Raw genomic sequence first — 18543 nt, 5'->3', positions numbered from 1 at the left:
CCTGAGGAGCAGCCGTTGGGCTGCGTCTCGAAGGATGTTCCAGTTGTCTCCGGAGCCTCCTGGAGCATCCTTCGAGACGGCCGCTACGCGGCCTCCTCGGGATGAGGGCTGAGTTTCCAAACAGGTGCTCAATGCAGGTCGCGCGTGTAGACGAATTTCGGCATGCTCCAGTTGAAGCGCAGCGCCATGATCCGCAGCACCAGCCCGACGGCCATTGCGAGGATGGTGACGAGGTCGTGCGGCAGCTCGACCCTGAGGCCGCCGACATAGATCAGCCCGGTGATGACCGAGACCGTCGCATAGAGCTCGCTGCGGAAGAGCAGGGGAATGTCGGCGCAGAGCATGTCGCGCAGCACGCCGCCGACGCAGCCGGTGATCAGCCCGGCGGTGATTACGATGATGAAGGGCTGCTGCATCTCCAGCGCGACATTGCAGCCGATCACGGTGAAGAGCACGAGGCCGACAGCGTCGAGCAGCAGGAAGATCTTGCGCAGCCGGTACATGAAGCGGGCGATGAAGATGGTGAAGAGGGCCGCGGCCACCGTGATTAGCAGGTAGTGCGGATTCTTGACCCAGCTCAGCGGGTAGTGGCCGAGCAGCATGTCGCGCACCGAGCCGCCACCGAGGGCGGTTATGCTGCCGAGCATGCAGACACCGACCCAGTCCATGCTGCGGCGGCCGGCCGCCAATGCAGCCGACATGGCTTCGACGATGATCGCGACGATGTACATTGCGCCGAGCACGCCGGAATCTCCGCTCGCTATCCTTGAAGTCCCTTAGGGACTAAGGATCGTGACAGGTCAAACCGGCCTTGCGAGACTGGTGCCGCTTCGACATCTGCCAAGACCGGGACCTCATGAAGCCTTCGCTGCCGACTTCCATCGACGAAACCCTGACTTTGCTGCAGGCGCAGGGCTATGTCGCCGACCGGGCCCTGGCGACGGTGCTGTTCCTGGCGCTCAGGATGAAGCGGCCGCTGCTGCTGGAAGGCGAGGCCGGCACCGGCAAGACCGAGATCGCCAAGGTGCTGGCTGCCGGGCTCGGGCGCCGGCTGATCCGCCTGCAATGCTATGAGGGGCTCGATCTCGCCTCCGCCGTCTACGAGTGGAACTATGCCGGCCAGATGATGGCGATCCGCCTCGCCGAGGCTGGCGGCATCGCGGGCGATCGCGAGCGGCTGGAGAGCGACCTGTTCTCCGAGCGTTATCTCGTCAAGCGTCCGCTATTGCAGGCGCTGGAACCGCAGGAAGGCGGGGCGCCGATCCTCCTGATCGACGAGCTCGACCGCACCGACGAGGCCTTCGAGGCCTTCCTTCTGGAAGTGCTGGCCGATGCGCAGGTGACGATCCCCGAGCTCGGAACGGTCAAGGCAGCCGAGCCGCCGATCGTGGTCCTGACCTCGAACCGGACCCGCGAGATCCATGATGCGCTGAAGCGGCGCTGCCTCTATCACTGGGTCGGCTATCCAGACGCAGCCCGAGAGCTTGCCATCCTGAAGGCGAAGGCGCCTGCCGCGCCGGCCAAGCTGGCGAAGCAGGTCGTCTCCTTCGTGCAGGCGATCCGCAAGGAGGAGTTGTTCAAGGCGCCGGGCGTCGCCGAGACGCTGGACTGGGCGAGCGCGCTCGTCGAGCTCGACGCCGTGGCGCTCGACCCCGCGATCGTCTCCGATACGCTGGGCGCGCTCTTGAAGTACCAGGACGACATCCAGGCGATGCAGGGCTCGAAGGTCGGCGAACTGCTCGACCAGGCCAAGCAGGCGGCGCGGGGGTAGCGCATCGTCATGGTCGGCCTCGTGCCGGCCATCCACGTCTTTCCCTTCATTCACGACGCAAGGCGTGGATGCTCGGGACAAGCCCGAGCATGACGGAGTGAGCGATGAACGACGACATCAAGGCGATCGAGGCGGCGACGCAGGTCTATCTCGACGGGCTCTATGAGGGCGATGTCGAAAAGCTCGCCTCGGTCTTCCATCCGACCAGCGCGCTGACGCAGTCGCTCGACGGCGAATTGAAGGTCGTGCCGCGCGAAAACTGGTTCGAGGCGGTGCGGGGCCGCAAATCGCCGAAGGAGGCCGGGCTCGAGCGCGGCGACCATGTGCTGGCGATCGACCTCGTCGGGCCGTCCATGGCGCTGGTCAAGGTCAAGTGCCAGATGCCGCCGCGCTATTTCACCGATCTGCTCTCCTTCCTCAAGGTCGACGGCAAATGGGTCGTGGCGCAGAAGGTGTTCATGACCGAGACGGGGGCGTGAAGGTCACCGCCGGAATGAGAGGCGCGGGGAACCCCTCTCCCGGGTGGGAGAGGGGCAGGGGTGAGGGACCGCGGGTGCTCGTCGGGGCGAGGCGGGTGCCGCTACGCCTTCTGCGGCAACGGCAGTCCCTCATCCGGCGCTCCGCGCCACCTTCTCCCATCCGGGAGAAGGAAAGCCGCGCGCCCTTCAGGGGACGCTGAACAGTGACCGGCAAGCTGCCCGAGAACATCGCCTATTTCGCCCGCGCCCTGCGGATCGCCGGCCTGCGCGTCGGGCCGGGCGCCGTGGTCGAGGCGGTGGAGGCGCTGGCGGACGGCGCGCTCGGCGGGCGCGAGGATGTCTACTGGGCGCTGCATGCGATCTTCGTGAAGAAGCACGAGGATAGCGCGGTCTATGACCAGGCCTTCAGGCTGTTCTGGCGCCGGCGCGGGCTGATCGAGAAACTGATGGCGCAGATGTCGCCGGTGACGCCGCGGGTCGATGCGCCGCCGGAGAAGCCCGAGGCGGGAGCCTTGCGCGTCGCCGAGGCCTTCGCGCCGCCGCCGGCGGAGGAGGAGCCGCCGCCGGTCGAGCTGACGGAATTGTCGGCGCGCCTGACCGTCTCCGAGCGCGAGACGCTGAAATCGCGCGACTTCGCCCAGATGAGCGCCGCCGAGATCGCGAGGGCGCGCCAGCTCATCGCGGAACTGCGCCTGCCCGACGATGCCGTGCCGACGCGGCGCTTCCAGGCAGCGCATGCCGGCGCGCGGATCGATCCGCGCCGCACCTTCCGTCGCTCGCTGCGCGGGGGCGGCGCCTCGATCGACCTTGCCTTCCGCGAGCGGGCTGAGGTGCATTCGCCGCTGGTGGCGCTGGTCGACATCTCCGGCTCGATGGCCGAATACTCGCGGATCTTCCTGCATTTCCTGCACGCCATCACCGAGCAGCGCCGGCGCGTGCATTCCTTCGTCTTCGGTACGCGCCTGACCAATGTCACCCGCAGCCTGCGCGCCCGTGATCCGGACGAGGCGCTGGCGCTGGCGGGCAAAGCGGCGCCGGACTGGGAAGGCGGCACGCGCATCGCCTCGGCCCTGCACGCCTTCAACCGCACTTGGTCGCGCCGCGTGCTTTCAGGCGGCGCGGTCGTCCTGCTCTTCACCGACGGGCTGGAGCGCCATCTCGATGACGAGCTCGGCTTCGAGATGGACCGCCTGCAGCGCTCCTGCCGCCAGCTGGTGTGGCTCAACCCGCTCCTGCGCTATGACGCCTTCGAGGCCCGGGCGAGCGGCATCAGGGCGATGCTGCCCCATGTCGACTCCTTCCGGCCGATCCACAATCTCGCGGCGATGGCCGATCTCTGCGCTGCGCTTTCGCCCGATGCGCGGCAGGCCGGCGATCCGCGCCAATGGCTGAAGAAGGCGGGTTAGAGAGCAGTCGCTTCGGTTGCCTCGGTGGCGGCGTTCGCTCTTTCGAACCGTCCATGCGCCAGGAAATGCAGGACCTGCCTGATGGCTTCGCGGTTGCGCATGATCAGCGGATGAGTGGCGTGCACGGTGATGTGATCGCTCATGCCAGCGACCTGCGTGCGCTCCACCGAGACCCGGCCGTCATTCGGACCCGGCAGGAGCAGCGAGGACAATGGATAGAGCGAGCGGTCGCCGGCGATCACACCGAGCGGATAGTCGATTGCGCCCAGCAAGCCTTGCAGTTCGTCCGGCCGCGCCGTGACCAGCTCGGCGCCGGCCGGGCCGAAGAAGGCGCGGTAGAGCGGGTTGCCACGCAGCAGGTCGGCGATCTCGCTGCCTTCATTCGGGGGCGCCAGCATCACGACACGGCCGAGACGTCCCGGGCGGCGCTGCGCGATAAGGGCGCGTGCAACCAGCCCGCCCATGGAATGCGTGACGAAATGCAGCCGGCCATCCATTCCGTCCGCGAACGCTGCGATCGGCTGCTGCAATTCTTCCGCGATCTGCCGCAGGCCGGTCTGGCGGGCCGGGTAGTCGAGATTGAGGGTCGCATAGCCCGCCGACTGGAGATGGCGTTCGAGGCTGGCGAGCGAGCCCGAGCGTCGTGCAATGCCGTGCAGAAGAACGATACCGTCCATGGAATGTGCCATCTTCGGTGCAGGGAAGGCCAGGTGCGAGCCGGGGCCCGGGATACGAAGGTGATTTCGCCCATCGCATGCTCGAAAGCCGCGGCGGGTATGCTTAAGTAGCTGAGTCTCGTTGCGCGCCGGCGCGTATGATACGGGCAATGTTTCAAGCTGCGTATAAGGGCGCCGGGGAGGGGTCGACAGCATGATCAGCACCGACACGGACATCCTCGCCACCGCCGAGGCTTGGGCCAAGGCCGGGCGCGGCGTCGCGCTCGCCACCGTGATCGAAACCTGGGGCTCGGCCCCGCGTCCGGTCGGCTCGCATCTCGTCATCGACGAAGAAGGCAATTTCCTCGGCTCGGTCTCGGGCGGCTGCGTCGAAGGCGCAGTCGTCGAGGAAGCCGGCGAGGTGATCGCACAGGGCACACCGCGCACGCTCGAATTCGGTGTCGCCGACGAGGCCGCCTGGAAGGTCGGCCTCTCCTGCGGCGGGCGCATCAAGGTCTTCGTCGAGCCGGTCCGCGCCAAGGAAACGAACTGATGGCCTCCTGGGAAACCCTCGCCGCCTTCGCGACGCTGACCTTGCTGGTCGCCTACTTCCCCGGCCCGGCGCTGCTCTACACGGCTGCGCAGACCATCGCCCATGGCCGCAAGGCCGGGCTGATGGCGATGCTCGGCATCCATCTCGGCTGCTATGTCCACGTCTTCGCCGCGGCCTTCGGCCTGTCGGCGGTGTTCAAGCATGTGCCCGAGCTCTACCTTGCGGTGAAGATCGCCGGCGCGCTCTATCTGGTCTGGCTCGGCATCGGCATGATCCGTTCCAGGCTCGGCTCGGCCGCGGACCAGCCGGTGGCGCCGCCGAAGACGGTGAAGCGGGCGCTGGTCGATTCCTTCATCGTCGAGATCCTGAACCCCAAGGTCGCGCTGTTCTTCATCGCGCTGCTGCCGCAGTTCGTCGATCCCACGGCTTCGCTGCCGGTCTGGGCGCAGTTCCTGATCCTCGGCACGATCGTCAATTTCGCCTTCTCCTCGGCCGATCTCGTCACCGTGTTCGGCGCCTCACTGGTGATGAAGACGATGAAGGCGAGCCGCGCCGGCTTCGGCATCGGGCGCTGGCTCGGCGGCGGCATGATGATCGGGCTCGGGGTCAAGCTCGCCGTGGACAAGGGCTGAGCCATGGAGCTGTCGCTGCTTTCGGCGCTCAACGCGGAGCGCGCGGCGCGGCGCGCCGCGGTGCTGGTCACCGAGACCGGCTCGGGCGCGCAAAGACTGGTCAAGGCTGCCGAGCTGCAGCAGGACCCGCTGGCCGAGCTGATCGACAGGCAGTTGCGCACCGGCAAGAGCGGCTCGGTCGAGGTCGACGGCGCCGCCTATTTCCTGACCGTGCAGGCGCCGCCGCCGCGCCTGATCGTTACCGGCGCGGTGCATATCTCGCAGGCGATGGCGCCGATGGCGAAGCTGCTCGATCTCGACGTCACCGTCATCGACCCGCGCACGGCCTTCGCGACGCAGGAGCGCTTTCCCGAGGTGACGCTGCTGGCGGAATGGCCGGACGAGGTGCTGAAGCGCCAGCCGCTCGACGCCTACACGGCGTTCGTCGCGCTGACGCATGATCCTAAGATCGACGATCCCGGGCTCGTCGCGGCGCTGAAGTCCGACTGCTTCTACATCGGCGCGCTCGGCAGCCGGAAGACGCATGGCCGGCGCCTGGAGCGTCTGGCGGCGGCTGGCTTCGGCGAGGCGCAGACCGCGCGCATCCACGCCCCGATCGGGCTCGACATCGGCGCCGTCTCGCCCGCGGAGATCGCGCTCGCGATCCTCGGCGAGATCGTCGCTACCCTGCGCGGCCCGCGCCGCAAGCCTGCATGATTGCCCCTATGAGTGCCTGCCCATGAAGTTCGGTTCCATCCCGATCGCCGAAGCGGCGGGCAGCGTCGCGGCCCATACGGTGCGCGCCGGCGACGCCATCGTCCGCAAGGGCGCGACGATCAGCGTGCAGGACGCGGAAAAGCTGGCGGCGGGCGGGCTGACCGAGATCGTCGCCGTCCAGCTCGAGCCCGGCGATATCGACGAGAACACCGCCGCCGAGCAATTGGCGCGGGCGATCGCCGGACGGGCGGTGGTGACCGAGGCGCCGTTCACCGGGCGCGTCAACCTGTTCGCGGCCGCCGCCGGCGTGCTGACGATCGACACCGCGCTGATCGACATGCTGAACGGCATCGACGAGGCGATCACGGTGGCGACGCTGCCGGCGCTGAAGGCGGTCGTCGCCGGCGAGATGGTCGGCACGGTGAAGATCATTCCCTATGCCGTGCAGGAACGGCAGATCGTCGAGGCCCTGGAGCGGCTCGGCACCGGCAAGCCGATCGCGGTCACCGAGTACAAGCTGAAGTCCGTCGCCGTCGTCTCGACCCTGCTGCCCGGCCTCAAGCCCTCGGTGGTCGACAAGACCTTGCGGGTGATGGCCGAGCGGCTCGAGCCGGCCGGCGGCGAGATCGTGCTGGAGCAGCGCGTGCCGCATGAGAGCCCGCCGCTCGCCAGGGCCATCCGCGAGGCCGCTGCCGGGCCGGCCGATCTCGTCGTGGTCTTCGGGGCGTCGGCGATCACCGACCGGCGCGATGTGGTGCCGCAGGCGCTGGTCGAGGCCGGCGGGCGCATCGAGCATCTCGGCATGCCGGTCGATCCCGGCAACCTGATGCTGATCGGCGAACTCGACGGCAAGCCGGTGATCGGGGCGCCCGGCTGCGCCCGCTCGCCCAAGGAGAACGGCTTCGACTGGGTGCTGCAGCGCTGCCTCGCCGGCATGCCGGTAAGGCGCGCCGATATCCAGGGCATGGGGGTCGGCGGACTCCTGATGGAGATCATCTCGCGGCCGCAGCCGCGCGCACCCGGTCATGCCGCGGTCGCGCCGGTCGCCGGGCTGGTGCTCGCCGCCGGCCGCTCGACCCGCATGGGCGCCGACAACAAGCTGCTCCAGCCTGTCCGCGGCGAGCCACTGGTGCGCCACGCCGTCAAGGCACAGATCGCCTCGCGGGCCATGCCGGTCCTCGTCGTGGTCGGCCACCAGGAAGCCGAGATCCGGGCGGCGCTGGAGGGACTCGACGTCCGTTTCGTCCGCAATCCCGATTTCGCCGACGGTCTCGCGAGCTCGCTGAAGGCCGGCATTGCGGCCCTGCCGGCGGAGGTAGAAGGCGTCGTCGTCTCGCTCGGCGACATGCCGAACGTCACGCCCGGCGTGATCGACCGGCTGGCCCAGGCCTTCGCCGACCGGCCGGACGCGGTCGCGGTGGTGCCGACGCTGCTCGGGCATCGCGGCAATCCGGTGCTGCTGTCGCGGGCGCTCTTTTCCAGGGTGGCCGGGCTCTGGGGTGACGAGGGCGCGCGGCGCCTGCTGGAGGCGGCGGGCGATGCCGTCGAGGAAGTCCCGCTCGATGATCCCGCGATCGCGATCGATGTCGACACGCCCGAGGCGCTGAAGGCTCTGACCTCGTCGCGCGCTTGAATTGGACTATTTGTTGGACTAGATTTCAAGCGATATTGAGAGGGCGCGATGACCATCTCGGTAAGCGAAGCCAAGGCCCAACTGACCGAACTCGTACGGCGTGCCGAGGCGGGCGAGGACATCGTGCTGACCCGGCATGGACAGGCGGTAGCTCGGCTGGTGCCGGTGAAACCGGCTTTCGACCGGGCTGCCCGCCGCGCCGGCATCGCGGCAGCACAGGCCGTGGCACGCGGCAAGGCCTTGCCCGGCCCGGGCGCCGCCCGTAGCCAGGATTTCCTCTACGGCGAAGACGGCTTGCCGGAGTGATCGCGCTCGATACCTCCGCGCTGATGGCGATCCTGCTGGACGAGGCCACGGCCGAACCGTGCAAGGCCGTCTTGGAAGAAGAAGCCGATGTGGTGATCTCTGCGGGCACGCTGGCGGAGGCCTTGATCGTTGCGCGCAGCCGCGGTCTGGAAGAGGCGATGAAACTGCTACTCGACGGGATCGACCCGACGGTGATCCCGGTCACGGCAGCCGAAGCCGGCCGCGTCTCCGAAGCCCATGCCCGCTGGGGCAGGGGCTCGCATCCTGCCAAGCTGAATTTCGGCGATTGCTTCGCCTATGCGGTCGCCATGCAGCACGGCTGTCCCCTGCTGTTCGTCGGCGATGATTTCGCGCGCACGGATGTTGTCGCGGCGCTGCCCGGCTGAGCCTGGCGCGACAGTGCGGAAGCTCTCTGTTCGAGCAGGAAGACGGGCGCTTCAGCGCTTCCAGTGGACGCCGAGCGTAGCGTAGGCCGCATTCGGCTGGTCGCTGGTCTGCTGCGCCCCCGCGGCGATGCGCCAGCTCAGGCCGAACAGCCTGAATCCGGTCAGGTGCAGGCCAAATCGCAGCTTGTGATAGTCCTGCTGGCGGTAGAGTTCGATCTCGGGGCCGAGATAGAGGTCCGGTTCGAGCTTCCAGCCCGGCGAGAGCCTGAGCCAGAAGCGCTGATCCAGCGTCGCGGCATAGGCATTGGCCTGGAGCAGCAGGTTCTCCAGCGGTGTCGCCCAGAGATCGAATTGCAGCCGGCCGCCGATCCGCTCGCTGAAGCTCGTGCGGTTCCGCGTCTCGCTGAAGACCGCCTCCAGCTCCGGCCCGGCCGACAGGGCGACGAAGAGGTCGCCGATGCGCCATTCATAGCCGAGCATGGCGTGGGCCTCGGTCTTGACCATGCGCCCGCGGGCCGGGCTGTGCTCGGCCGGCTCGATGCTCTCGCCCCATTTCAGGCCGAGCCGGAAACCGCTGGCGTCGAGCCCGCCCTGTCCGAAGGCGCGCTTGAAGCCAACGGCGCCGTGGCTCTTGCTGCGGTCGGTCTCCAGCGAGGCGAAGATCACCATGGAGAGCGGGCTGCGCTCATGCAGGGCGCTGTCGGCTGCAGCCGGTGCGGAGCCGAGGGCTGCCGTCACGGCCATGACGGACCCTGCAAGCCTCCTCGCCCCCTCGGCGACGCCCCACGCCACGCCTACGCCCCCTCGGCTCTTGAAAACGGCCGATCACGCTACGGAGAGGAAGTCTGGCAGCAGATGAAATTCTTGCAAGTTTTTGTTAACTATGGCGGCGCAGCCTGATGACATCGGCCAGCCTTCTTTTCGCAGAGGAGTGCATCGTGTCATGGCATCCAAAGATTTCATCCGCCAGCTCGCCGGCTACGGCCTGACCACCGCGAACATCCTCTACCGCCTGCCGGACCATCCGGCTTTCCTGCAAAGTTACATCTGGCAGGAATACGATCTGGCGCCGCGCTTTCCCGAGCTGCGGGCCTTCCTGGATTTCTGGCGGCGGGAGCTGGAGGGGCCGCTGCATTCGGTGACCGTGGCGCATTCGCGCCTGATCCGGCCGGCCGAGATCGTCAGCGTCAACGGCGTGCTGACCCTGCATTGAAGCCGTGCGCCGCCGCGGGGTTGTTGGGCCGGCGCCCGCCATGCTAGGCCGCAGGACCAGCCCTTCGCCCGGCGACAAAGCTTGTCCTCTCCACTGCGCACTTCCGGCCTGCTGCACGCGCTCGCCAGCCTTCCCGGCCCGCGCATCGCTGTCGGCGACATCGTCGCGGCACTGCGGGACCGGGCTTATGCACTGCTCGTCGTCCTGCTCGGCCTGCCGAACTGCCTGCCGATGCCGCCGCCGATCCCGCTCGTCTGCGGCCTGGTCCTGGCCTTCATCGCGATGCAGATGCTGATGGGCCGCACCACGCCATGGCTGCCGCAGCGCCTGCTCCGGCGCAGCATCGCCCAGGCCGATCTTGCGCGGGCGGTCGGGCGCGCCCTGCCGCCGCTGATCCGGCTCGAGCGCTTCTCGCGGCCGCGCCTGATGATGCTGGGAGGGCCGGTGGCGCTGGCGTTGCTCGGCGTACTGCTGCTGATCCTGGCGCTCGGGCTCGTGGTCGCGGCGCCCTTCATCGGCCAGATTCCGCTCGGCCTCGCGGTCTGCCTGGTCGGACTCGGACTGGTCGAGCGCGACGGGGTGCTGATCGTCGGCGGGGCGGTGGTCGGGGCGATCGGCCTCGCGCTCTCGGCCGGCTTCGCCTATGCGCTGGTGGCTTCGATCGCCAGCCTGTTCTGAAAGCGCTTCGGCTCCCGCTCAGGCGGCGAGCTGCTTCTCGAAGGGCAAATCCAGCGCCAGCAGCCTGTCGATCTCGCGGGGCGGGACGCCCTTGGAGAACAGGAAGCCCTGCAGTTCGTGGCAGCCGACGGCCTGCAGGAAGCGGTGCTGCTCGGTGGTCTCGACCCCCTCGGCGCAGACGCGCAGGCCCAGCGCACGGCCGAGATGCACGACCGAATGCACGAGGATCGCGGATTCGCCGGTCGTCTCCATGTATTCGAGGAAGGAGCGGTCGATCTTGATCTTGTCGAAGGCGAAGCGCCGCAGATAGATCAGGCTCGAATAGCCGGTGCCGAAATCGTCGAGCGCCAGGCCGATGCCATGGGCGCGCAGGTCCATCATCGCGTTCTCGGCAGCGTCTGCGTCCTCGACCACGACGCCCTCGGTCAGTTCCAGCTCGAGCCGGGCAGGGTCGAAGCCGGTCTCGTCGAGGATGCGGATCACGCTTGCCACGAAGTCCTTGTGGCGGAACTGGATCGGCGAGACGTTCACGGCGAGCTTGATGCCCGGCCATTTCAGCGCCTGCTCGCAGGCGCGGCGCAGCACCCATTCGCTCAGCGGCATGATCAGTCCGCGTTCCTCGGCGATGCCGATGAACTCCGAGGGCGGGATCATGCCGTGCTCGGGGTGGGGCCAGCGCACCAGCGCCTCGACGCCGACGATGGTGGCGCCGTCGATCGAGACCTGCGGCTGGTAGTGCAGCAGCAGTTCGTCGCGGTTGATCGCGTTGCGCAGGTCATCCTCGACCATGCGCTTGACCTGGAGCGCCCGGTTCATCTGCGGCTCGAAGAAGGAGTAGCGGTTCCGCCCTTCGTTCTTGGCCTGATACAGGGCGGTGTCGGCGAGGCGCATCAGCGTGCCGCGATCGGCGCCGTCCTGGGGCGCATGGGCGATGCCGATCGAGCAGCCGATGGTGACGGCGACGCCGGCGATCTCGAAGGGGGCGGTCAGGGCGTCGAGGATGCGCTGGCCGAGCACGGCGCTGGCCCCGGGCTCGTTCATATGGGTCTGGATGATGCCGAATTCGTCGCCGCCGAGGCGGGCGACGGTGTCGCCGAGGCGCAGGATCGTGGTCAGCCGCTTTGCCACCTGCCGGATCAGCTCGTCGCCGGCATTGTGGCCATAGGTGTCGTTGACGGCCTTGAAGCGGTCGAGGTCGAGCATCAGGACGGCGAGCGCGCTCTTGGTGCGGCCAAGCTGGGCGAGTTCCTGGTCGAGCCGGAGGTCGAAGGTGCGGCGGTTGGGCAGGTTCGAGAGCTCGTCCTGCCCGGCCAGGCGCTGGATCTGCTGCTCGCGAAGGGTGATCTGGGTTCCCGCGTGGCGCAGACGGAAGAAGACGTAGGCGAAGATTCCGATGAAGAGCAGTCCGACTCCGGCCAGGGCCCAGAAGAACTGCCGCATCATCGTGTCCCCAGGCCGGTCCGGGGTCCAGGTCAGCCAGGCCCTGACGGCACCGTCGGGCGAGGCGATGTCGCGGCGCAGCAGCGCATCGGGTGGCTGCTGGGTGACCACCCGGACACCCGCGATCCGGTACTGGCGGGCCAGCTCGTCCATCAGCGGCTGGGTGGTGCGGCGATAGCCGACAATGTAGGCCGCGCCGTCAGGGGCGAATGCCTTCTCGCCCGGGACGCTGCCGGCCCTGATGTCGGCGACGATCAGTCCGAGCGTTTCGTGGCCGTCATGACTGAGAAAGGCCCGCAGCGGCCCGTTGGTCGCGGCCGGCTCGTGTGGCTTGGTGACGGCCGCCGCTCCAGGCAGTTCGCGGGAGAAATGACGCAAGCCTTCATAACCGGCCTGACCCGCCGAAACGCCGCCTTCGACGCCTGCCAGCACCTCGCCGGACGCGCTGACGAGATAGACGCCGTCGAGATCGAGGAAACGGTTGGCGAGCCGGGTGAAGGCCCATTGTAGCGCCGGGCGTGGCAGGCTTGCGTTGAAGATCGGCTGGAGCAGCCCGGCATCACGCAGATTGTCGAGGCGCTGCCGGCGCAGGCGAACCTGGTTCTCGATCGCGGCCTCGATACGGTCACGCTGCCTTTCGGCCTCGAGGTGGTTGGCGTCGAGCGTGATGGCGAGGATGACGCTGATCGCGGCCGCAGCGGCAAGCGCGAAGGCGCAGGCCAGGGTCGCCACCGTGCCCGTCAGCATGCGTGCAGACGATTCCGAATTCGGCAATCGAGCAAAAAGCGGCAAAATGCTCCACCTGTCCGGGCGCACGCAGATGGTCCACTTTGTCAGGCGAATCTTGCCATCCGGTTTCCATTGGCGGCACGAATTCACAAGATTCCGTGCCGACGGCAGCTAAAACACGCTGCGGCGGCCTGAGCAGTGCAGGCCGCAGCGGGGATGGATCCTGGCTCCGCCACCTACAGGAAAGCCAGATATGTATCTGGTTTTGTGAATATTTTTGCCAGGCGGGCCAGCCGCCGCCTGCCAGCGTCGGACGCGTTCAGGTATCCGAAGGTTCGTAAGGCGGGCGCGGGATCGCCATATGCGCTGCGCGCAAGGCCGCCGACCAGCGTTCGCGCAGGTCGTGGAAATAGGGCTCGCCGGCCTCGATCCGGCGGTTTAGCTCCGGCCCCTGCGCGTCCCGGCGCAGCACGATCATGTCGATCGGCAGGCCGACGCCGAGATTGGAGCGCATGGTCGAGTCCATCGAGATCAGCCCGACTTTCAGCGCATCGTAGAGATGGGTCTTGAAGGTCACGGCGCGGTCGAGGATCGGCTTGCCGTATTTGTGCTCGCCGATCTGCAGGAAGGGCGCATCCATCCCGCATTCGATGAAGTTGCCGGCCGAGTAGATCATGAAGAGCCGCATCGGCTGGCCGACGATCTGGCCGCCGAACAGCAGCGACATGTCGTATTTGACGCCGGCCTCGCGCAGCGCTTCGCCATCGGTCTCGCGCACGATGCGCACCGCGCGGCCGACGAGCTGGGCGGCGCGGAACATCGAGGGCGCATTCTGCAAGGTCTCGGGCTCGCCGGTTTCCGGATTGGGCACGCCCTCGTGCAGCAGGCTGACCACCGACTGGGTGAGGGAGAGATTGCCGGCGGTGGCGAGCGCCACGGTGCGTTCGCCCGGCCAGGAGAAGATGTGCAGCTTGCGGAAGGTCGAGATGTCGTCGAGCCCGGCATTGGTGCGCGTGTCGGCGATCATCACGAGACCGTCCTGGACGAGTATGCCGGCGCAATAGGTCACGACTGAACTCCGCAGCACGCCGACGCGGCGTGCGAGGCTGGTATCAGGCCGTCATGACAGCGACAATGCGATGCTGCGACTATGATGGGCCATATCGCTCACAGCCGCCGCATTATTCCGGCACGCGCTCCATGGCAGAATCGCTCCGGATACGAATCACATAGATTGGACCCATCTCGGGTGGGCGGAGCGGACATTGCTGCTGGAGAAGTGGTATGGCGACTGGATAGGCCCGGAGGGCCCCCACGTCTTGTACAGTGCATCGCTCGCTCTCGGTCCCTTTGCCGTGTCGTTTGATGGAGGGTATGCGCCTGATCGACCAGCGCGCGGACGTTTTCGCTCCGGGAGAGAGCCTCTTCCGATGTTGGTCGACGGCACATTGAGGTGGCCGGTGGACGATGGGGTGGTCGTCTGGGAGGCCGCAGCGTCTCGTGCCATGACTCTGGGCGCGATCGGTCGTGGTGCTGTGACCTGGGATGTCGTCGTCCCCGCGGGCAGGGTGACCGGGGCCGGAATCCCTCCTGGACAGATCGGGTATGCCGAGCGGCTCGTTCTGCGGGTTGCCCCGTGGCGCCTGGGGATCGAAACCCTGCGATGGGGCCGCTTCTGTGGCTACTCGTCGTCGTTGGCCTGGGTCAAGTGGGTGGGTACGGACCCCGTGTCGGCCTCGCTGCTGGACGGCCGTCCAGCTCGTCTTTTTGAAGCCTCGTTCGAGCGCGTCGTTGCCGATGACGTGGAATTGGTGATGGAGATTGCCCGGCCTTTCGTCGAATGCGCGCTCGGCGATGGCTTGCTCCGCAATATGCCATGGCCCAGTCGCATCATGCCGCATGCCTTCCTGTCCGGTCATGAACGGAAATATGCGGGACGGGGCCTGCTATGCCGGAAAGGCCGTGTTCCGGAGGAAGGGCAGGTGCTGTTCGAGGAGGTCTGCTGGTCGCGATGAACCCAGTCCTCGGCAAGATCCTTTATGGGGCGTTGTTTACAATTGCGTGGCCCGCCGCCCTGGCGCTCTTTGCTGCCAGGCTCGACGCGTTGGGCTTCGTAACGTGGCCTATCCCGTTTCCGCGTTGGGTTTGGATTTGCCTGTGCCTCCCTGGGGCCGCCCTCATGGTCTCGGCAATGATCATGCTCGTGCGGCATGGCGAAGGTCTCCCCATGAACGCCTATCCGACGAAGAGACTCGTGACAGGTGCGGTCTATCGCTGGATGACACACCCGATCTATGTGGGGTTCGTTCTGTGTGTGCTCGGCGTGGCTGTCCTTGCGGAATCGCGCGCGGGCTTCTGGTTCGCTGCACCGCTCGCCGGCCTGGCCGCGGCCGCGCTCGTCGCCGGATGGGAGGGGCCGGCGCTTCGAGCGCGATTTGGTGAGCGTCCCCGCCCGGCGGTGCTCGGTTTGCCGGCTGAGGGGGACGAGCGGGTCACCCTGGCCAAACGCTTATGGATATGCGTTACAACACTGGGCGCGTGGTCCTTCACCTATACGCTCTTTGCAACGATGCCGGCACCATCCGGGGCAGCCTCGCTGGACACGCTCATCGATGGCCATCTGCCTCGACCCGCCGTGGCCGTGTGGGTCTATTCGTTCGCCTATCTCTACGCTTTGGCTGGCCCCCTGGTTCTTGCAACCGGTGCCGAGCTGAGGCGTTTCTTCGCGTCGGCCTGGATAATCAATGTTGCTGGCTTCGCCATAATGCTCCTGTTGCCGGGCTTGCATGCGTTCCCGGCGAATTCGTATGAGGGCGTTACCGGCTGGTTGATGGACCTGAACCAGACCATCGATGCGCCATGGCTCGCCTTCCCGTCGTTCCATGTCGCATGGACTGCTCTTTCCACCGCCTGTCTGGCGCATCGCTGGCCGAAATGGCGGCCCATTTGGGCTGTGGTTACGCTCGCGGTGGCCATCTCGTGCCTTGCTACCGGGGCACATGCCCTGGTGGATGTCGTCGGCGGATACGTTCTGGCAGCGGCCGCCTGGAGACATGCTGAGATCTGGGCAGGTTTGGTGCGCACGAGCGAGCACCTGTCGAACTCGCTGACAGCTGTCGAGATCGGTCCGGTACGTGTCTTGAGCCACGCCGTCTGGAGCTGGCTTGCGGCGTTCGCAGCTGTCCTCACGGTCGTTCTTCTCGCCGGGCCGGGCGAAGCACTGCGTGCTTTGGCGGTCTTCCTCGTCGGCCTCCTCGCTGCCGGCGCTTGGGGATACTGGCTGGAGGGTGGGACGAGGCTATCGCGTCCGTTCGGCTATTTCGGTTTCCTGTTGGGGGCTGGTGGATGCCTTTGCGTGCTCTGGCTAATCGACCCGGCAAGGGGCGGGACCCTTGCCGCGGCGTTCGCCGTCGGAGCGCCGCTCGCGCAAGGCATCGGCCGGGCAAGGTGCCTCGTCCAGGGCTGCTGCCACGGCCGGCCGGTGAATGGAGGTGCGGGCATCCGCGTCGTCAACCCGCAATCCCGCGCAACCCGGCTCGCCAGGCTGGCTTGCGTCGCCATCCACCCGACACCCCTCTATTCGGCGCTCGCAAACGCAATCATCTTCGCAATCCTGCTTCGTCTCTGGTCCGTCCAGGCTCCGGCAGCGCTTATCGTCAGCGTCTATCTGACGCTCAGCTCGCTCGCACGCTTTGTGGAAGAAGAGTTCCGGGGCGAGCCCCAAACACCGAGCTTGGGGAGCCTCAACGTCTACCAATGGATGGCGGTCAGCGGCCTGCCGCTAGGGATGGTCGTCATCGCGCTGCCGAGCGTCCCGCTTCCGGCACCGGCCGGTGTCTCGCTCGCTGCCCTAGGGGTAGCCGCTGTCGCCGGAACGGTGGCAGCCATTGCCATGAGTGTCGACTTGCCGAGATCGGCTCTGCCATTCTCGAAGCTTACGGTTTGCGAGAGGCTGGTCGATTAGTCGGACAGGCAGGAGCCGGACGTCGAGCAGCCTCGAGTTTCGGCTCCCTAAGTTTATGCTGGAGCCATTCGGCATAAACGGCTGGGGTAGGTATTGAACCCGCAATAAATCTACCTCGTGGCATCTTGCGATCGCCGCGAGTTACTGCCCCTGCAGGCGCGGTTTCGCCGCCTGGGCGCGGACCTCGACCAGCAGGCTCTCGCCATTGCCGCCGGTGCGGGCGCCGCGCACGGGCGCTGCATCGGCATAGTCGAGCCCGGCAGCGACGCGGATATGGGTGTCGATCGGGCAGAGCCCGTTGGCACAGTCGAAGCCGATCCAGCCATAATCGGGCAGATAGGCCTCGGCCCAGGCATGGGCTCCGCCGGCATGGGGCAGCGTTTCCGATTCCGCGACATAGCCGGAGACATAGCGGGCGGGCGCGCCGAGCGAGCGGGCGCAGGTCATGAAGACGTGCGCGACGTCCTGCGGGATGCCTTCGCCCGCTTCGAGGCAGGCGCTGGCGCCGATGCCGACGCGCTCGCCGGTCGGCACGCAGGCGATCGTCTCGTGCACCGTCTCCAACAGTGCGTGCAGGCGCGAGAGGTCGCTGCCGCCCCTGGCCCTGACCTCGGCTTCGGCAGCTAGATTGCGCAGCGCGGCGCTCGGTTCGGTCAGCCTGGTGTCGCGCATGAACACCGCCGGCGGCACCTTCTCGGTGACGCCGCGGATCACGCCCGCGAGATCAACGGTTTCGACCATGCCTTTGATTTCGATCGCATAATTCTCGATCGGCCCGTCGGCCGAGAAGTCGTGGACGAGATTGCCGAACGGATCCTGGCTGGAGCGCAGCCGGCCGTCGATGTTCGGCTCGATCCGCCAGGACATGACATGCTGGCCGTCATGGTCGCGGGGCGTCAGCCGCAGCACCTGCCGGAGCTGGCGCACCGGCTCGGCATAGGCATAGGCGATGCTGTGCGAGATCCGGATACGCATGGCGGCTGCTGGAGGTCCTCGGTTCCGTCGGTGGCGGAAAGCCTATTGCAGATACTGGTCGACGATGATCGCACCAAGGCGGTTGTTCTCGGTGATGAAGTCCTCGATGAATTCGTGCAGCCCGCGCTGGATCACCGCGTCTATCCGCATGTTCGACAGGCTGGCCAGGGTCTTGCGGGCCTGGCGCTGGGCCGGACCATGCCGGTCATAGGCATCGCCGAGCGAGTCGAGGAAGCGCGAGATGCTCTCGTAGCAGCTCGCCAGCGAGCGCGGCATGCGCTTGTTGAGGATCAGCAGGTCGGCGATCAGCACCGGCTTCACCGCCTCGCGGTAGACCCAGTGATAAGCGGTCAGCGCCGAGACCTCGCGCAGCATCGTCGTCCACTGGAAGTAGTCGAGCGAGCCGCCGACCTGCTCGGTCTCGGGCAGCAGCAGATGATACTTCACGTCGAGGATACGGGCGGTGTTGTCGGCCCGCTCGACATGCACGCCGAGCCGCGAGAACCAGTAGCCGTCGTCGCGCAGCATCGTCCGGTAGGCCGAGCCGTCGAAGACGAGCGAGACGTTCTTCACCCAGTCGAGGAAGCGGGCGAACTCCTCCCGGTCCATGCGCTTGCGCTCGAAGCGCTGCAGTTCCAGCCAGGCGCTGTTGAGCGCGTCCCACATCTCCGACGTCAGGGCGGTGCGGACCGCCCGGGCGTTCGAACGGGCGAGCGCGAAGCAGTTGCGGATCGAGGACGGATTGTCCGGGTTGAAGGTGAGGAACTCGCAGACATTGCGCTCGTTCGCCTCGTCATAGGCGAGGGCGAAAGCATCCTCGCAGCCGGCGGTCGCGACCGCGCTCTGCCATTCGGTGCCGGCGCCGCCATAGGCGGAAGGCAGGTTGGTCAGCCGGGTCGTGGCGTCGAGGATACGGGCGAGGTACTCGGCCCGTTCGACATAGCGCGAGACCCAGTAGAGGCTGTCGGCGGTGCGCGAAAGCATGGTCAGGTCCGGGATTCCGGGGAGAGGCGGGGACAGGTGAAA

20 protein-coding genes are annotated in these 18543 nt (G+C 67.2%); 13 read left to right on the top strand and 7 right to left on the bottom strand.

The features are described 5' to 3' along the window. Positions 1 to 128: 128 nt before the first annotated feature. The gene (locus AC1REK_RS05345; RefSeq protein ID WP_492270501.1) at positions 129 to 731 is read right to left on the bottom strand and encodes a trimeric intracellular cation channel family protein; all 603 of its coding nucleotides are present in this window, start codon (positions 729 to 731) and stop codon (positions 129 to 131) included. 125 nt (positions 732 to 856) lie between these two features. Here AC1REK_RS05345 and AC1REK_RS05340 point away from each other — a divergent pair, with 125 nt between their 5' ends. The 3 genes from AC1REK_RS05340 (at position 857) to AC1REK_RS05330 (ending at position 3656) form a co-directional block, all read left to right on the top strand. Then, positions 857 to 1771, top strand: a complete 915-nt coding sequence (locus AC1REK_RS05340; RefSeq protein ID WP_492270417.1) for an AAA family ATPase — start codon at positions 857 to 859, stop codon at positions 1769 to 1771. A 104-nt stretch (positions 1772 to 1875) separates the two neighbouring features. Continuing rightward, positions 1876 to 2250, top strand: coding sequence for a nuclear transport factor 2 family protein (locus tag AC1REK_RS05335; RefSeq protein WP_492270418.1), 375 nt, complete (start codon positions 1876 to 1878; stop codon positions 2248 to 2250). Positions 2251 to 2453: 203 nt separating this feature from the next. Next, the gene (locus AC1REK_RS05330) at positions 2454 to 3656 is read left to right on the top strand and encodes a vWA domain-containing protein (RefSeq protein WP_492270419.1); all 1203 of its coding nucleotides are present in this window, start codon (positions 2454 to 2456) and stop codon (positions 3654 to 3656) included. Here the strand turns inward: AC1REK_RS05330 and AC1REK_RS05325 are convergent. Then, positions 3653 to 4543, bottom strand: a complete 891-nt coding sequence (locus tag AC1REK_RS05325; RefSeq protein WP_492270420.1) for an esterase/lipase family protein — start codon at positions 4541 to 4543, stop codon at positions 3653 to 3655. The genes AC1REK_RS05330 and AC1REK_RS05325 overlap by 4 nt on opposite strands. Here AC1REK_RS05325 and AC1REK_RS05320 point away from each other — a divergent pair. Genes AC1REK_RS05320 through AC1REK_RS05295 form a run of 6 tightly spaced genes read left to right on the top strand, consistent with a single transcriptional unit; the run spans position 4527 to position 8518 of the window. Beyond that, complete coding sequence (locus tag AC1REK_RS05320; protein ID WP_492270421.1) at positions 4527 to 4865, top strand: XdhC family protein; 339 nt, start codon at positions 4527 to 4529, stop codon at positions 4863 to 4865. The genes AC1REK_RS05325 and AC1REK_RS05320 overlap by 17 nt on opposite strands. Continuing rightward, complete coding sequence (locus AC1REK_RS05315; RefSeq protein ID WP_316017024.1) at positions 4865 to 5497, top strand: LysE family translocator; 633 nt, start codon at positions 4865 to 4867, stop codon at positions 5495 to 5497. The genes AC1REK_RS05320 and AC1REK_RS05315 overlap by 1 nt, the downstream gene beginning before the upstream one ends. A gap of 3 nt (positions 5498 to 5500) precedes the next feature. Then, positions 5501 to 6193 carry an XdhC family protein gene (locus tag AC1REK_RS05310; RefSeq protein WP_327524751.1) on the top strand — a complete coding sequence of 231 codons (693 nt, stop codon included), beginning with the start codon at positions 5501 to 5503 and terminating at the stop codon, positions 6191 to 6193. A 22-nt stretch (positions 6194 to 6215) separates the two neighbouring features. Continuing rightward, entirely contained in the window at positions 6216 to 7826 is a 1611-nt protein-coding gene (locus AC1REK_RS05305) for an NTP transferase domain-containing protein (RefSeq protein ID WP_492270422.1), read from the top strand. A 48-nt stretch (positions 7827 to 7874) separates the two neighbouring features. Next, entirely contained in the window at positions 7875 to 8132 is a 258-nt protein-coding gene (locus AC1REK_RS05300) for a type II toxin-antitoxin system Phd/YefM family antitoxin (protein ID WP_327524753.1), read from the top strand. Then, positions 8129 to 8518, top strand: coding sequence for a type II toxin-antitoxin system VapC family toxin (locus AC1REK_RS05295; protein ID WP_492270423.1), 390 nt, complete (start codon positions 8129 to 8131; stop codon positions 8516 to 8518). The genes AC1REK_RS05300 and AC1REK_RS05295 overlap by 4 nt, the downstream gene beginning before the upstream one ends. Positions 8519 to 8569: 51 nt before the next feature. On the opposite strand, the gene bcsS is transcribed toward AC1REK_RS05295, so the two are convergent. Then, positions 8570 to 9262 carry a cellulose biosynthesis protein BcsS gene (gene bcsS / locus AC1REK_RS05290; protein ID WP_492270424.1) on the bottom strand — a complete coding sequence of 231 codons (693 nt, stop codon included), beginning with the start codon at positions 9260 to 9262 and terminating at the stop codon, positions 8570 to 8572. 199 nt (positions 9263 to 9461) lie between these two features. On the opposite strand from bcsS, the gene AC1REK_RS05285 reads away from it, so the two are divergent. Together AC1REK_RS05285 and AC1REK_RS05280 are read left to right on the top strand one after the other, a co-directional pair. After that, complete coding sequence (locus tag AC1REK_RS05285) at positions 9462 to 9731, top strand: usg protein (protein ID WP_492270425.1); 270 nt, start codon at positions 9462 to 9464, stop codon at positions 9729 to 9731. 81 nt (positions 9732 to 9812) lie between these two features. Beyond that, positions 9813 to 10409 (top strand): exopolysaccharide biosynthesis protein, encoded by a 597-nt coding sequence (locus tag AC1REK_RS05280; RefSeq protein WP_316017019.1) that lies wholly within the window; start codon positions 9813 to 9815, stop codon positions 10407 to 10409. Positions 10410 to 10427: 18 nt separating this feature from the next. Here AC1REK_RS05280 and AC1REK_RS05275 read toward each other — a convergent pair whose 3' ends face one another. Together AC1REK_RS05275 and AC1REK_RS05270 are read right to left on the bottom strand one after the other, a co-directional pair. Continuing rightward, positions 10428 to 12596, bottom strand: a complete 2169-nt coding sequence (locus AC1REK_RS05275) for a putative bifunctional diguanylate cyclase/phosphodiesterase (protein ID WP_327524757.1) — start codon at positions 12594 to 12596, stop codon at positions 10428 to 10430. Between the two features lie 301 nt (positions 12597 to 12897). Further along, positions 12898 to 13647: a proteasome-type protease gene (locus tag AC1REK_RS05270; protein WP_492270426.1), complete on the bottom strand. Its 750-nt coding sequence runs from the start codon at positions 13645 to 13647 to the stop codon at positions 12898 to 12900. 361 nt (positions 13648 to 14008) lie between these two features. Here AC1REK_RS05270 and AC1REK_RS05265 point away from each other — a divergent pair, with 361 nt between their 5' ends. Together AC1REK_RS05265 and AC1REK_RS05260 are read left to right on the top strand one after the other, a co-directional pair. After that, on the top strand, positions 14009 to 14593 hold the full coding sequence (locus tag AC1REK_RS05265) for a hypothetical protein (RefSeq protein WP_492270427.1): 585 nt from the start codon (positions 14009 to 14011) through the stop codon (positions 14591 to 14593). After that, positions 14590 to 16542, top strand: coding sequence for a prolipoprotein diacylglyceryl transferase family protein (locus AC1REK_RS05260; RefSeq protein WP_492270428.1), 1953 nt, complete (start codon positions 14590 to 14592; stop codon positions 16540 to 16542). The genes AC1REK_RS05265 and AC1REK_RS05260 overlap by 4 nt, the downstream gene beginning before the upstream one ends. Before the next feature lie 141 nt (positions 16543 to 16683). Here the strand turns inward: AC1REK_RS05260 and AC1REK_RS05255 are convergent, their stop codons facing one another. Then, complete coding sequence (locus tag AC1REK_RS05255; RefSeq protein ID WP_492270429.1) at positions 16684 to 17517, bottom strand: transglutaminase family protein; 834 nt, start codon at positions 17515 to 17517, stop codon at positions 16684 to 16686. Between the two features lie 42 nt (positions 17518 to 17559). Beyond that, positions 17560 to 18501 (bottom strand): alpha-E domain-containing protein, encoded by a 942-nt coding sequence (locus AC1REK_RS05250; RefSeq protein WP_316017015.1) that lies wholly within the window; start codon positions 18499 to 18501, stop codon positions 17560 to 17562. Positions 18502 to 18543 lie beyond the last annotated feature (42 nt).

It is taken from the genome of Allobosea sp. GW823-FHT02B03 (genome assembly GCF_058797755.1).
This window is presented reverse-complemented; position numbering and strand designations above follow the sequence as displayed.